The organism is Methyloversatilis sp. XJ19-13 (assembly GCF_024580155.1).
In the GTDB taxonomy this organism is placed as follows: domain Bacteria; phylum Pseudomonadota; class Gammaproteobacteria; order Burkholderiales; family Rhodocyclaceae; genus Methyloversatilis.
This window is the reverse complement of record NZ_JANINH010000013.1, coordinates 1-14,525: the sequence shown is the minus strand read 5'-3', so window position 1 is coordinate 14,525 and position 14,525 is coordinate 1. Positions and strand designations below refer to the sequence as shown.

13 protein-coding genes are annotated in these 14,525 nt (G+C 65.5%); 5 read left to right on the top strand and 8 right to left on the bottom strand.

Annotated elements, in window-relative coordinates; all coding sequences use genetic code 11:
• Positions 1–109: 109 nt before the first annotated feature.
• From rmuC to NMQ14_RS15190, 4 genes are all read right to left on the bottom strand, one after another.
• The gene (gene rmuC / locus NMQ14_RS15205; RefSeq protein ID WP_257097478.1) at positions 110–1,627 is read right to left on the bottom strand and encodes a DNA recombination protein RmuC; all 1,518 of its coding nucleotides are present in this window, start codon (positions 1,625–1,627) and stop codon (positions 110–112) included.
• A 76-nt stretch (positions 1,628–1,703) separates the two neighbouring features.
• Positions 1,704–2,156 carry a copper chaperone PCu(A)C gene (locus NMQ14_RS15200; RefSeq protein WP_257097477.1) on the bottom strand — a complete coding sequence of 151 codons (453 nt, stop codon included), beginning with the start codon at positions 2,154–2,156 and terminating at the stop codon, positions 1,704–1,706.
• Positions 2,157–2,227: 71 nt separating this feature from the next.
• Positions 2,228–2,773: a transcription elongation factor GreB gene (greB, locus tag NMQ14_RS15195; protein ID WP_257097475.1), complete on the bottom strand. Its 546-nt coding sequence runs from the start codon at positions 2,771–2,773 to the stop codon at positions 2,228–2,230.
• Positions 2,774–2,823: 50 nt separating this feature from the next.
• Positions 2,824–3,069: a DUF3567 domain-containing protein gene (locus NMQ14_RS15190; protein ID WP_257097473.1), complete on the bottom strand. Its 246-nt coding sequence runs from the start codon at positions 3,067–3,069 to the stop codon at positions 2,824–2,826.
• Positions 3,070–3,309: 240 nt separating this feature from the next.
• Between NMQ14_RS15190 and NMQ14_RS15185 the strand changes: the two genes are divergently transcribed.
• Positions 3,310–3,507, top strand: a complete 198-nt coding sequence (locus NMQ14_RS15185) for a DUF465 domain-containing protein (protein WP_257097471.1) — start codon at positions 3,310–3,312, stop codon at positions 3,505–3,507.
• Positions 3,508–3,521: 14 nt separating this feature from the next.
• Here the strand turns inward: NMQ14_RS15185 and NMQ14_RS15180 are convergent, their stop codons facing one another.
• Positions 3,522–4,373 carry an endonuclease/exonuclease/phosphatase family protein gene (locus NMQ14_RS15180; protein WP_257097469.1) on the bottom strand — a complete coding sequence of 284 codons (852 nt, stop codon included), beginning with the start codon at positions 4,371–4,373 and terminating at the stop codon, positions 3,522–3,524.
• A gap of 106 nt (positions 4,374–4,479) precedes the next feature.
• Between NMQ14_RS15180 and NMQ14_RS15175 the strand changes: the two genes are divergently transcribed.
• The 3 genes from NMQ14_RS15175 to NMQ14_RS15165 all read left to right on the top strand — a co-directional run bounded on the left by NMQ14_RS15175 (position 4,480) and on the right by NMQ14_RS15165 (position 7,355).
• On the top strand, positions 4,480–5,607 hold the full coding sequence (locus NMQ14_RS15175; protein ID WP_257097467.1) for a sorbosone dehydrogenase family protein: 1,128 nt from the start codon (positions 4,480–4,482) through the stop codon (positions 5,605–5,607).
• Between the two features lie 72 nt (positions 5,608–5,679).
• Positions 5,680–6,762, top strand: a complete 1,083-nt coding sequence (locus NMQ14_RS15170; protein WP_257097465.1) for a 3-deoxy-7-phosphoheptulonate synthase — start codon at positions 5,680–5,682, stop codon at positions 6,760–6,762.
• Between the two features lie 95 nt (positions 6,763–6,857).
• Entirely contained in the window at positions 6,858–7,355 is a 498-nt protein-coding gene (locus NMQ14_RS15165; protein ID WP_257097463.1) for an SRPBCC family protein, read from the top strand.
• Positions 7,356–7,394: 39 nt separating this feature from the next.
• On the opposite strand, the gene NMQ14_RS15160 is transcribed toward NMQ14_RS15165, so the two are convergent.
• From NMQ14_RS15160 to acnB, 3 genes are all read right to left on the bottom strand, one after another.
• Positions 7,395–8,882 (bottom strand): FMN-binding glutamate synthase family protein, encoded by a 1,488-nt coding sequence (locus tag NMQ14_RS15160; protein ID WP_257097462.1) that lies wholly within the window; start codon positions 8,880–8,882, stop codon positions 7,395–7,397.
• Between the two features lie 25 nt (positions 8,883–8,907).
• Positions 8,908–9,744, bottom strand: a complete 837-nt coding sequence (locus NMQ14_RS15155; protein WP_257097461.1) for a response regulator — start codon at positions 9,742–9,744, stop codon at positions 8,908–8,910.
• A gap of 145 nt (positions 9,745–9,889) precedes the next feature.
• Positions 9,890–12,475, bottom strand: coding sequence for a bifunctional aconitate hydratase 2/2-methylisocitrate dehydratase (acnB, locus tag NMQ14_RS15150; protein WP_257097460.1), 2,586 nt, complete (start codon positions 12,473–12,475; stop codon positions 9,890–9,892).
• A gap of 314 nt (positions 12,476–12,789) precedes the next feature.
• On the opposite strand from acnB, the gene murB reads away from it, so the two are divergent.
• Positions 12,790–13,815, top strand: a complete 1,026-nt coding sequence (murB, locus tag NMQ14_RS15145) for a UDP-N-acetylmuramate dehydrogenase (RefSeq protein WP_257097459.1) — start codon at positions 12,790–12,792, stop codon at positions 13,813–13,815.
• Positions 13,816–14,525: the final 710 nt, after the last annotated feature.

The window sequence follows — 14,525 nt, the reverse complement described above, 5'->3', positions numbered from 1 at the left end:
AACCGATGCTGATGACTTGGAATGTTGCTGAGGGCCTGCGCCCTTGCGATAGTCTTCGCGCGCCCGGCCTTCACCTTCCGGGTGAGGCCGCTCCGACGCCGCGTGCGCGTCAGTCGGGAAGCTCGGTATCCGGCGACTCCTCGATCGCCAACTCGTCGGGCAACAGGCCGGCGCGCAGTTGCCGGGCCGGCTTGACGCCCAGCCGGCGCAGGTTCTCGACCTGTCGAACAAGATTGCCACGACCCGATGACAGCTTGCCGTGTGCGTCCTGATAGGCCTTCTGCGTCTGGTCGATGCGCTTGCCGATCTCTTCGAGGTCTTCGACAAAGCCGACGAACTTGTCATACATCCGCGCGCCCTGTTCGGCGATCTGCTGGGCGTTGCGGCCCTGGCTTTCCTGTCGCCAGACGTTGGCCACCATGCGCAGTACCGCCAGCAGCGTGCTCGGACTGACGAGCAGCACATTGCGCGCAAAAGCGTCCTCGAAAAGCGTGGTGTCGCTGGTGGCGGCGAGCATGAACGCTGGCTCGACAGGCACGAACATCAACACGAAATCGGGCGCTTTCAGCCCGTTGAGCATCGGATAGTTCTTGTCCGACAGCCCCTTGATGTGGGCGCGGATCGACTGCACGTGCTCGCGCTGCGCCGCTGCGCGCGCGGCGTCGTTGTCGGCGCTGCAGTAGCGCTCGTAGCCGAGCAGAGACATCTTGGCGTCGATGATCATGTGGCGGCCTTCGGGCAGCTGGATGACCACATCCGGCCGGCGCCGGTTGCCGTCGTCGGCGGCATAGCTCTCCTCGGCGACGTACTCGTGCCCGCGACGCAGGCCGGACGACTCGAGCACCTTTTCCAGCACCATTTCGCCCCAGATGCCCTGCGACTTGTTGCTGCCCTTGAGCGCCTGGGTGAGATTGACCGCATCTTCGCTGATCCGCGCATTGAGCAGCGCGAGCCGCTCGATCTCGTTCTTCAGCTTCAGCCGCTCCTTCGATTCGCGGTCGTAGGTCTGGGCCACCTGCTCCTGGAAGGCCTTGATCTTCTCGTTCAGTGGATTGAGCAGCAGACCGAGGTTGTCGTGGTTCTGCTGGGTGAAGCGCTGGCTCTTCTCTTCCAGGATGCGGTTCGCCACTTCCTGGAACTGCAGCCCCATCTGGTCGCGCGCAGCGTCGAGCAGCGCGAGCTTTTCGGTCGTCTGGCTGCGTTCGGCGTCGAGCTGGGTACGCAATCCGGCCACGGCCTCCGCCAGCGACTGGCGTTGCGCTGCGCCTTCCGCCAGCGCCTTGTCGTGTGCGAGCCGGGCGTCGGCCAGCGCCTGTTCGAGCGCCGGCAGACGCTGGGCCTGCGTTTCGGCACGCACGCGCGCCGCCTTCTCCTGCTGCAGCTGAAGGTCGAGCGTGGCCCGGTCGGCGCCGCTCACCTTCAATTCGGCGCGCAGGCGATCGATGTCGAACGATGCGGCGCGCAGCCGTTCCTGGGCGGTCAGCAGCTGGGCTGTGCGCTCGGCCTGCGCGCGTTCGATCTCCAGCGCCGTGCGGCTGCGCAGCCAGATGGCGCTCAGCACGCCGCCCAGCAGTGCAGCGGCCAGAAGCGCGATCAGGATGGCGGGGTCGGTCAGGCTGACGGTCATGCAGTGCGTGATGCGGTCCGGAAAGCCGGACTATAGCCGGACCCGCTCGAGCGCCGCGCGATCTGCGAGGCCTCGCTCAGTGCTTGTGGTCCATCGCACCGCTGGCGCCCAGGGCCCGCGCGGTTGCCTTGATGACCACGGTTTCACGCTTCTTGTCGGCGCCCTCGATGACCAGTGTCACCGGCACGTCCTGCCCTTCGGTGATCGGTGCCTTCAGGTCCATCAGCATGACGTGATAGCCACCCGGCTTCAGTTCAACCGCCTTGCCAGCCGGCAGGTCGATGCCCGGGATGGCGCGCATGCGCATGATGTCCTTGTCCATCGTCATTTCATGGATTTCGGTCACGCCGGCCACCGGCGAACTGGCTTCCACCAGTCGGGCGGCTTTCGGCGCGGTGATCTGCATGAAGGCACCGGTGGCCTTCTGCTGCGGCACGGTGGCGCGGACCCAGGGGTCCTTGACGGTGATGTCGGCCATGGCCGGTGCGGTGATCAAGGTGAGCAGTGCGGCAGTCAGCAAGCGACGCATGGTGGTGTCCTGTGTTGAAAATGAGTGGGATGGTGTGTGATGGGTGGAACGACGGCTTTCGTGGAGAAAGCCTAGCGGTAAGAAATTCCCGTGACTTCGATCGCGCGCAAGCCGGCCGGACTCTGCACACGGACCAGGTCTCCTTCACGCGCCTTCAACAAGGCGCGGGCCAGCGGCGATATCCAGGAGATGCGACCTTCCGAGGCATTGGCTTCATCGACACCGACGATCTGCACCGTCTGTTCGCTGCCATCTTCATCCTCGTAGCGCACGGTGGCGCCGAAGAACACCTGGTCGGCGTTCTGCTGGTCCTGCGGATCGACAACGGTGGCGGATTCGAGGCGCTTGATCAGGAAACGGATGCGACGGTCGATTTCGCGCAGCCGCTTCTTGCCATAGATATAGTCGCCGTTCTCCGAGCGATCACCGTTCGAGGCGGCCCAGGCGACTGTTTCAACGATGCGCGGGCGCTCATCGCGCACCAGCTGGTCAAGCTCGGCCCGCAGTCGGCCGTAGCCGGCGAGCGTCATGTAGTTCTTGCTGCCGGGCGGCAGCGCGGTGACGACTTCGGGATCTTCTTCCTCGGTGTCGGTTTCCTTCGTGAATGCCTTGTTCATCCGGATGTCAGTGATCGCGTGCTCGTTGGACGAGCACGCATCTTACCGAATCAGTGATAGATCGCCGGTTGGGTCAACAACGCTTCCCACGGCACCATGAAAGCGTCGAACGCTTCCGGACCGACTTCATGATCGACGTCGTGGTCGACCAGGGCCTTCAGTTCCTCGCGGAAGCGCTTCGCTGCATCATCACGGATCAGGGCGCCACGCCCGACGCGCTTGTCGATGACTTCGACCGCTTCCAGACCCGAATACTCGACCACGTAAACCAGCGGATTGTTGAACATGATGTGCATGATGTCTCTCCTTGGCTTGTGCGGCTCACCAGCTTGCAGCCTGACGGTTGTCCGGCCGTTCGATGCGGCATTGCAGTACTCCTGCAATGCAGGTGGGGCAATCCTGCCGCCTTTCAAGTGATTTAACGGCCGCGGGGCCCGGCGCTGAAGGGATCTTGCGTCGGTTGCGGCACGCTCCTAACATCCACCATCCCTTAACGGCGCAGGCCGCGCGCCGGTTGTCATGATTCGGCCCCGTCCATGGAAGAAGACGAACTGCACGCATCGCTTGAGCTGCTGCGCATCGAGCACCGCGACCTCGATCAGGCAATCGCCGATCTTCATGCCGCCCAGGCCAGCGACGAGTTGCTGCTGCGCCGCCTGAAGAAACGCAAACTCTTGTTGCGCGACCGAATCGACCAGATCGAACGCATGCTGGAACCGGACGATCGGGCCTGAGGCCGGAACGTGAATCAGTCGGCGAGCTTGACCCAGACCGGCTGGTGGTCCGACGCGGCGGTGGATTGATCGACTTCTACCGCTTGCACCCGCGGCAGTAGCGGTGCGGTGGTCAACGCAAAATCACAGCAGAAGCGACGCCCCGGCCAGTCGCAGCCATGCAGCCCGACCGTGTCGGCATGCGCCACCGTGCCGTGACAGTGCTGCCACAAGTCGTGCCAGCGCGCCTCGGGGGACGCACCCGGCGCAACCAGACGCATGTATTCGTCGCTTCCCGGCTCGCAGTTGAAGTCGCCGCACAAAAGGGCGGCTGCCGGCCTGGGCACCGCGGCGAAGGCACCGCCCGATGCCTTCGCCGCCGGCGGCACCTTCGCATGGGCCTGCGCCTCGGCGTTGAGGGCACGCAGCGCCTCGATCTGCGCCAGGCGCTGCAGTCGTGAGTAGTACTCCAGGTGGGTGTTCAGCACCCGCAACCCGCCGCTCGGGCCGCCGAGCACGACCTCGACGCAGGCGCGCTGCATGCTCGGAACAGCGCCGTCTGCCGGCCAGGGCAGCAGATGCCGCCAGGCGGCGAGCACCGGCAGCCGACTGAGCGTGAGATTGCCGAACTGCCGGCGCGTGCCATCCGGGCGCAGACTGTCCACGCCGGGTGCGAAGATCGGCGCGTGGTCGGGAAACAGCGTGGCGAATTGCGCCACCTGGTCCTCACCTGTCAGACCGGGCAGATCGTCGTAGCCGCGCGCCACTTCCTGCAGGCAGATCACGTCGGCGTCGGCGAAATCGTTCAGCGCGCGCGCGATCCGTCCCGTGCTGACGTGACCGTCGCAACCGCGTGCCCACTGGATGTTCCAGCTCACCAGTTTCATTGCTGGTCCTTCTTCTTCCGTTTTCGACGGAATCATTGTGCGGAACGCCGGGCGACCGCATCGGTCGATCCGGATCAGTCTGCCGATTGTGCTACAGGAGAACCCGATGATCCGAACCCTGCTGACCGCCTGCGCCTTCGCGCTGAGCCCTGTCGTCGCCCACGCGCAGCAAGCCCCGCAGCATCTCACCGTGCCACCGGGCTTCGGCATCGAACTGTGGGCCAAGGTGGATAATCCGCGCGCGATGGCGCTGGGCGAGGCGGGCCGGCTTTATGTCGGGTCGCGCAAGGGCCACGTCAGCGCGGTGCCGTACGACAGCCGCACCATGGCGGCCGGGACCCCGGTCAAGGTCGCGAGCGGTCTGAACATGCCGGTCGGCGTGGCCTGGCGCAAGGGCGACCTCTACGTATCGGCCGTCGACCGCATCGTCAAACTGCCCGGTATCGACAAGCGGCTCGACGCGCCGCCGGCGCCGGTGCTGGTCAGCGACCGCTTCCCGCCGGACAAGGCGCATGGCTGGAAATTCATCGCCTTCGGGCCGGACGACAAGCTGTATGTGCCGGTCGGCGCACCCTGCAACATCTGCGACCGCGACAAGGACGGCTACGCGAACATCATGCGCATGAATCCGGATGGCAGCGGGCTCGAAGTGTTCGCGCGCGGCGTGCGCAACACGGTCGGTTTCGACTGGCACCCGGGAAGCGGCGATCTGTGGTTCACCGACAATGGCCGCGACTGGATGGGCGACGACACGCCGCCGTGCGAACTGAACCGCGTCGCGAAGGCGGGTCAGCACTTCGGCTATCCGTACTGCCACGGCGGCAGCGTTGCCGATCCGGAGTTCGGACAGGGCAAGTCGTGCGGCGACTACACGGCACCTGCGCTGAAACTGGGGGCTCACGTCGCGCCGCTCGGCATGCGTTTCTACGGCGGCCAGCAATTTCCGGACGAATACCGCAGCGCGCTGTTCATCGCCGAACACGGCTCGTGGAACCGCAGCAAGCCGGATGGCTACCGGGTGATGATGGCGCGGATCGAGGGCAACAAGGTGGTCAGCTATACGCCGTTCATCGAAGGCTTCCTCGGCCGCAACGATGCCGTGCTCGGCCGCCCGGCGGATGTGCTGGAGCTGCCCGACGGCAGCCTGCTGGTATCCGACGACCATGCGAACGCGATCTACCGCGTGCGCTGGAACGGCACCCGCACGGCGGCCGGCGACGCGGCACTGCCCTGATGCGGCGATATGGCCGATTGACTTGATGCCCGCGCGGGCGTTCACTGTCCGGTGCTACCGAGGAGGACGGACATGGACAGCGACAGCTCACTCGAAGACGGGCGAATAGAAAGTTTCGGCGTGATGGCGGCGCCGGTCGACATCAAGAACGACCTGCCGCTGAGCGCTGCCGCCGCGCACAGCGTCAATGACGGGCGCGCCGCCGTGCGCAGCGTGCTCGAACACAGCGATCCGCGGCTGCTGGTGGTGGTCGGTCCGTGTTCGATGCACGATCCGGTCGCCTGCATGGACTATGCGCGACGGCTGCGTCTCCTGGCCTCGGAACTGGCGGGCAGCCTGCTGATCGTGATGCGCGTCTATTTCGAGAAGCCGCGCACCACCACCGGCTGGAAGGGCTACATCAACGACCCCTTCATGGACGACAGTTTCCGCATCGAGGAAGGCATGCGCCGCGCACGGCGCTTCCTGCTCGATGTTGCCGAACTGGGTCTGCCGGCGGCCACCGAGGCGCTTGATCCGATCTCGCCGCAGTACCTGGGCGATCTGGTGTCGTGGACGGCGATCGGCGCGCGCACCTCCGAATCGCAGACGCACCGGGAGATGGCCAGCGGGCTGTCCACACCGGTCGGCTTCAAGAACGCGACCGACGGCGACCTGGACGCCGCGATCAACGCCATCATTTCGGCGTCACGGCCGCACAGCTTTCTGGGCATCAGCCGATATGGCCGCTCCAGCATCATCCGCACGCGCGGCAATCCGCATGGCCACCTCGTGCTGCGCGGCGGTGCCGGGCGACCGAATTACGATTCGGTCAGCGTGAAGCTGGCCGAACAGTCGCTGCTCCGGGCTGAGCTGCCACCCAACATCGTCGTCGATTGTTCGCACGCGAACTCGTTCAAGAAGCCCGAAATGCAGCCGCTCGTGCTGGCCGACGTGGCCGCACAGATTCGCGATGGCAATCGCTCCATCGTCGGCGTCATGATCGAAAGTCACCTCGAAGCCGGCAACCAGCCGATCCCGAACGATCTTTCGCAGCTGCGCTATGGCTGTTCGGTCACAGACGCCTGCGTTGACTGGGCGACCACCGAACGCATGCTGCGCGAACTGGCCGCGACGACTGCCGACGCGCTGCAGCGACGCTGCATCACCGCCTGACGGGAATAGTTCGTCACCTTGCTGCAGATGCAGCCGATAATCGGCTGCAGCGCCATCCGGCGCTCCGATCCGAACTTCAAAAAAGGGAACAACTGATGAGCGCCTTTCGCACCTTCGTCGCCGGCACCAGCCTGATGCTGATCGCCACTTCAAGCGTCGCTGCCGGCAAGTTGTCGGTGGAACGTGAAGCCACGGTCGATGGTTCGCCCGACACCGTCTGGAAACTGGTCGGCGATTTCAACGGGCTCGACGTGTGGCACCCGGCGGTGGCGTCCAGCACCATGAAGGGAGCGGGCATCAAGGCCGGTGCAACGCGCACGCTGACACTGGGCAACGGCGCCAAGATCGAGGAAAAGCTGACCGCCTACAGCGGCGTCAAGCACACCTATACCTACACCATACTGAGCAGTCCGCTGCCGGTGAAGAATTACGTGGCGACGCTGGCGCTGAGCCCTGCCGGCGAAGGCAAGACGCTGGTGAAGTGGTCATCGACCTTCGATGCCAGCGGCGCCAGTGATGAAGAAGCGAAGAAGGTGATCATCGGCATCTACGAAGGCGGTCTCCAACGCGCGGGCAGCACGCTGAAGAAGTAATTTCATGCCATGCGGCGAGCCGGAGGGCGCGCCGCGTACTCAGGCGCTCCGCGCCACCGGGTAGGGATACAGCATGTTCAGCGCCGTGCTCTGGCCGTTCGGCTGCACGATGCGCGTGTGCTCGCGACGGAATTCCCGCGCATGGCGCAGCCCGCACGAGTGGGCAATCATGTCGATCTCCTGATTCATGTTGAGGCAGTAGTTGGCCACCCGGGCCGCCTTGTCCGTGACGTCGAGCCCGCGGTGCAGCTTGGGGTTGTGCGTCGTGATGCCGGTCGGGCAACTGTTCGAATGGCAGCGCAGGGCCTGGATGCAGCCAAGCGAAAACATGAAGCCGCGCGCGGTATTGACGAAATCCGCCCCGGCCGACAGCGCCCACGCGGCGCGTGCCGACGTCACCAGCTTGCCGGCGGCAATCACCTTGACGCGCTCACGCAATCCTGCTTCGATCAGTGAATCGACCGCTCGCGGCAGCGCCTCGTCGATCGACAGCGCAACGTGGTCGGCCAGCGCCTGCGGCGCGGCGCCCGAGCCGCCCTCGCCGCCGTCGATGGCGATGAAATCCGGCGCGGCCGCGATGCCGCGGCGCAGGATGGCTTCACACAGATCGTTCATGAAGTGCCAGCCGCCGAGCGCCGTCTTGATGCCGACCGGCTTGCCGGTGACATCGCGGATGAGCGCGATGCGGTCGAGCAGCTGTTCGACGTTCGCCACTTCCGGATGCCGGTTCGGGCTGATCGAATCGACACCCTGCGGAATGCCCCGGATGCGCGCGATCTCCGCGGTCACCTTGGCTGCCGGCAACACGCCGCCCTTGCCCGGTTTGGCGCCCTGCGACAGCTTGATCTCGAAGGCGCGCACCGATTCGATCGCCGCCAGCTCGCGCAGCCTCGCCTCCGACAGCAGGCCCTGCGAATCGCGCACGCCGTACTTGGCGGTGCCGATCTGCAGGATGACGTCGCAATTTCCTTCGAGGTGATACGGCGACAGTCCGCCCTCGCCAGTGCTCATCCAGCACCCTGCCAGGGCTGCGCCACGCGACAGTGCCTGCACGGCAGGTGCCGAAATGGCACCGAAACTCATGCCGCTGACGTTCACGATGGAGCGCGCGGTGAAGGGCTTGTCGCAGAAACCGTTGCCCAGTATCAGCGGCGGCGTGGTTTCGCGGTCCTCGTCGAGCACCGGAAACGGCGCATTGACGAAGATAAGCGCGCCGGGCTCGTGCAGCGAATAGGTCGAGCCGAAGCCGATGATGCCGCCCTCGTTCTTCGCCAGCCGGTACACCCAGCCGCGGGTGGCACGATTGAACGGCATCTCTTCGCGGTCGCCGAGGAAGAAGTACTGCCGGAAGTATTCGCCCAGCTGTTCGAAGAAGTAGCGCAGGTGACCCACCACCGGGTAGTTGCGCAGGATGGTGTGCTTTGTCTGCGTGCTGTCCTGGATATAGCGGTACAGCAGCAACAGCACCAGCCCGACGACCAGCGCAACACCCAGGCTGACCTGGAACACCGACATCAAGGTTTCCATTGCAATCTCCGGTAAGACGATGCCCTCAACCTGGCTGCAACAGCGCGCGTCGCAGCAGCGAGCGAATCGACGTCGCTTCGAAAGGCTTGTCGCAGATGCCCGACACGCCCGCCTGTTCTACGGCAGCCAGCCGGCTCATGTCCGATTCGCTGGTGACCATCAGGATGGGTACGGACGCCTGCCAGCTCTGCTGGCGCACGTACTCGACCAGCGCGCGGCCATCCATTTCCGGCATGTTGTAGTCGGTGACGATCAGGTCGAACATCGTCTTGTCCAGATGGGCGACCGCCTCAAGGCCGTTCTCCGCCTCGACGAAGTCGCGCAGGCCGATATTCTCGAGCACCCGGCGCATGAAGCGGCGCGCGTTCCCGCTGTCGTCGACCAGCAGCACGCGCAACGACTCGAAATCGATGTCGGCATCGTCCGTTTCACCCTCGGCCAGGAAATCCGCCGTCGCCTCGAGTACGCGCCGCAACTGCGCGTCGGAGAAGGGCTTGGGCAGGATGCCGCAGACGCCCGACTGGCGGACCGGATCGAGCGCCTGCGGCCGTGTTTCGCTCGACACCAGAACGAAGGCGACATGCTGCAGCGGCTCGGTCGAGCGCATTGTCTGCACCAGATCCGTACCGTCAGCATCGGGCAGGTAGAGTGCGCTGATCACCACGTCGGGCAGCTTCTGCTGCATGGCAGCGAGCGCCGACTGCATCCCGTCGGCTTCGCGTATCTGCGCGATGCCCAGGCCGCTGACCCGTTCCCGGATGATTTTCATCTGCGTGGGTGAAGGTTCCACCAGCAGCACGTCGAGGTGCAGGATATCCGGAGACATGGCGAGCCCGGCCGCGGCCGTAACGAATGCGATCACGTGTTAGCGGCTCCGTCGCAGCGTAACATGAGTGACGCCCCGCCCATGCGTGCGCCGTACCGTGCATGCTGGCACGCATGCGGCATGAAAAAGGCCCGCCGGATGTCCGGCGGGCCTTCGGTCAGTCACTGCGCCGGGCGCAGGATCAGGCCGTGACTTCCTTCGCGGTTTCCGCGTATTCCTCGATCTGGTCGAAGTTCATGTAGCGGTAGACCTTGTCGCCGTCCTTGTTGATGACGCCCATGTCGGCGTGGTACTCGGCGACCGTCGGGATGCGGCCCAGCTTGGAGCAGATCGCGGCCAGCTCGGCCGAACCCAGATACACATTGGTGTTCTTGCCGAGGCGGTTCGGGAAGTTGCGGGTCGAGGTCGACATGACGGTCGCGCCTTCGCGCACCTGCGCCTGATTGCCCATGCACAGCGAGCAGCCGGGCATTTCGGTGCGCGCACCAGCGGCGCCGAATACGCCGTAATGACCTTCCTTGGTCAGTTCGGCCGCGTCCATCTTGGTCGGCGGCGCGATCCACAGCTTGACCGGGATGTCGCGCTTGCCTTCGAGCAGTTTCGAGGCGGCGCGGAAGTGGCCGATATTGGTCATGCACGAGCCGATGAACACTTCGTCGATGGCCTGACCCTGCACTTCGGACAGGAACTTCGCGTCGTCCGGATCGTTCGGGCAGCACACGATGGGTTCCTTGATGTCGGCCAGATCGATCTCGATCACCGCGGCGTACTCGGCATCGGCGTCGCCTTCCAGCAGCTTCGGATCGGCCAGCCATGCTTCCATCGCCTTGATGCGGCGCGCCAGCGTGCGGGCGTCCTGATAGCCGTTGGCGATCATGTTCTTCATCAGCACGATGTTCGAATTCATGTATTCGATCATCGGCTCCTTGTTCAGCTTGATCGCGCAGCCGGCGGCCGAACGTTCGGCGGACGCGTCCGACAGCTCGAATGCCTGTTCCACCTTCAGGTCCGGCAGGCCTTCGATTTCCAGGATGCGGCCGGAGAAGATGTTCTTCTTGCCCTTCTTCTCGACCGTCAGCAGACCGGCCTTGATCGCATACAGCGGAATGGCATGCACCAGGTCGCGCAGCGTGATGCCGGGCTGCATCGTGCCCTTGAAGCGCACCAGCACCGATTCCGGCATGTCCAGCGGCATGACGCCGGTGGCGGCGGCGAAGGCGACCAGACCGGAACCGGCCGGGAAGGAAATGCCGATCGGGAAACGGGTGTGCGAGTCGCCGCCGGTACCGACGGTGTCCGGCAGCAGCAGGCGGTTCAGCCACGAGTGGATGACGCCGTCACCCGGACGCAGCGCAACACCGCCGCGCGTGCTGATGAAGGCCGGCAGTTCGCGGTGCATCTTCACGTCGACGGGCTTCGGGTAGGCTGCGGTGTGGCAGAAGGACTGCATTACCAGGTCGGCCGAGAAGCCGAGGCAGGCCAGATCCTTCAGTTCGTCGCGCGTCATCGGTCCGGTGGTGTCCTGGCTGCCGACCGTCGTCATCTTCGGTTCGCAGTAGGTGCCGGGGCGCATGCCCTTGCCCTCAGGCAGGCCACAGGCGCGTCCGACCATCTTCTGCGCCAGCGAATAGCCCTTGCCGGTATCGGCCGGCACCTGCGGCAGGCGGAACAGCGTCGACGGCGCCAGGCCCAGCGCCTCGCGCGCCTTGGCCGTCAGGCCGCGCCCGATGATCAGCGGAATGCGGCCACCGGCACGCACTTCGTCAAACAGCACGTCGGACTTGACGGTGAATTCGGCGATCACCTTGCCGTCCTTCAGCGCCTTGCCTTCGTACGGACGCAACTCGATCACGTCGCCCATGTCCATCTGGCTCACGTCCAGTTCGATCGGCAGCGCACCGGCATCTTCCATCGTGTTGTAGAAGATCGGCGCGATCTTGCTGCCCAGGCAGACACCGCCGAAACGCTTGTTCGGCACGAACGGAATGTCTTCACCGGTGAACCACAGCACCGAATTGGTGGCCGATTTGCGGCTCGAACCAGTACCCACCACGTCGCCGACATAGGCAACCAGATTGCCCTTGGCGCGCAGCGATTCGATGAACTTGACCGGGCCGCGCTTGCCGTCTTCCTCCGGCGTGATGCCCGGACGGGTGTTCTTCAGCATGGCCAGCGCATGCAGCGGAATGTCAGGGCGGCTCCACGCGTCAGGTGCCGGCGACAGGTCGTCGGTATTGGTTTCGCCGGTCACCTTCAGAATGGTCAGCGTGATCGACTGCGGCACTTCGGGGCGGCCGGTGAACCACTCCGCGTCGGCCCAGCTCTTCATCACGGCGATCGCGTTGGCGTTGCCGGCGTCGGCCTTGTCCTTCACGTCGTGGAACTGGTCGAACATCAGCAGGGTGTTCTTCAGGCCTTCGGCAGCCACGGCGCCGACCTCGGCATCGTCCAGCAACTCGATCATCGGACTGATGTTGTAGCCGCCGAGCATCGTGCCCAGCAATTCGGTCGCCTTGGCGCGTGAAATGAGCGCGCACTTTTCGGTGCCGTGCGCCACGGCGGCCAGATAGCTCGCCTTCACCTTGGCGGCGTCGTCCACGCCGGCCGGAACGCGGTGGGTGATCAGTTCGACCAGTGTGGCTTCCTCGCCTGCGGGCGGCGCCTTCAACAGTTCGATCAGTTCGGCAGTCTGCTTCGCAGTCAGCGGCAGCGGCGGGATGCCGAGCGCGGCGCGTTCAGCAACATGGGCACGGTAAGCTTCAAGCACGGTGGTTCCTCCGGTGGACGGGTATTTCGCATCATAGAACGACACACCGACTCAATGGTGCGTCGCACGACGACACGGACAGAAAATCCGCGGCCTGTACCGATGCGAACCGGCCGCCACACAGCGATGCCGTGCGCCGCGACCATTCGCAAACCGGCATGGCGCACTGCAATAGCGGCGCGCAACCGGGCGGTTCAAGTCTTATATATGATATCTTTTATTCGATTCATCGCCAAGGCCGCCCAACCAGTCGCGAAGACGAGCCCGGCGACGGGCTTGGCTATACTCGCGCTGCCCTTCCCGACCGGCGCACCATGATCCAGCCCGCCCAGACCGACGCCGACCTGCGTTACCTCAATACCCTGCACCTGCCGGCACGCGCTGCGCGACTGCAGCCGGTGGATGACGCTTCCGACCTGCCGGCGCTGACCGAAGCGGCCCGAAACACTGGCGGCTCGATCCTGGTACTCGGCGGAGGCAGCAATATCGTGTTCGGGCGGGATATCGACGGCACGGTGCTGCACATGCGCACGCGCGGCATCGACGTCCTGGCGCACACCGGCTCCGATGTGCTGGTTTCGGTCGCCGCGGGGGAAAATTGGCACGCTTGGGTCGCCTTCGCGCTGGCGCACGGCTGGCACGGACTGGAAAACCTCGCGCTGATACCGGGCACCGTCGGCGCCGCACCCGTCCAGAACATTGGTGCCTACGGTGTCGAACTGATCGATCGCCTCGACCATGTCGACGCCTGGGACATGACCGGCCGCCGCTGGCTTCGCCTGAGTGCCGCCGAATGCCTCGCCGGCTACCGCGACAGTGTGTTCAAGCGCGAGTTGGCGGGCCGCGCCGTCATCACGCGCGTCGCCTTCCGGCTGGGCACACGGCCCGAAGTGCGCTGCGACTACGCCGACCTGCAGCGCGAACTTTCCTCGCGCGGCGTCGCGCAGGTGACGCCGCAGCACGTGTTCGACGCGGTGTGCGCCGTGCGCCGCGCCAAGCTGCCCGACCCCGCCGTGCTCGGCAACGCCGGCAGCTTCTTCCGCAATCCGGTGCTGACGGCCGATGCCGCAGCGACGCTGCTCGCCGCCCACCCGGATGCAGCGCATCATCCGGCGGCCGACGGCGCGGTGAAATTCGCCGCCGCGTGGCTGATCGACCAGTGTGGCTGGAAGGGCGCGCGGCGCGGCGACGCCGGCGTACATGACAGGCAGGCACTGGTACTGGTTAACCATGGCGAGGCCTCCGCCACCGACCTGCTCGACCTTGCCGCCGACATCCAGGCCAGCGTACACGCGCGCTTCGGCGTGACGCTCGAACCCGAGCCACTGATCCTGCTCTGAGCGCGCGGTCCGGTGGACCGCCTGTTGCCTGTTGGGCATCGCTGCGCCCACCCCAACCTACTTCGAGCCGCGGAGCGCGGCCGGAAACGGCGCCGCGTTGCCTGTTGGGCATCGCTGCGCTCACCCCAACCTACCTCGAGCCGCGGGGCGCGGCTGGAAATGGCGCCGCGTTGTCTGTTGGGCATCGCTGCGCTCACCCCAACCTACCTCGAGCCGCGGAGCGCGGCCGGACACGGCGCCGCGTGGCCGGTTGGGCATCGCTGCGCTCACCCCACCCTCCCTCGAGCCGCGGGGCGCGGCTGGAAAAGGCGCCGCGTTGTCTGTTGGGCAACGCTGCGCTCACCCCACCCTACTTCGAGCCGCGGCGCGCGGCCGGAAACGACATCGCGTTGCCTGGTGGGCCTCGCTGCGCTCACCCCAACCTACTTCGAGCCGCGGGGCGCGGCCGGAAACGACATCGCGTTGCCTGTTGGGCATCGCTGCGCTCACCCCAACCTACCTCGAGCCGCGGAGCGCGGCCGGAAACGACATCGCGTTGCCTGTTGGGCATCGCTGCGCTCACCCCAACCTACTACGAGCCGCGGTGCGCGGCCGGAAACGGTGCCGAGTTGTCTGTTGGGCATCGCTGCGCTCACCCCAACCTACCTCGAGCCGCGGGGCGCGGCTGGAAATGGCGCCGCGTTGTCTGTTGGGCATCGCTGCGCTCACCC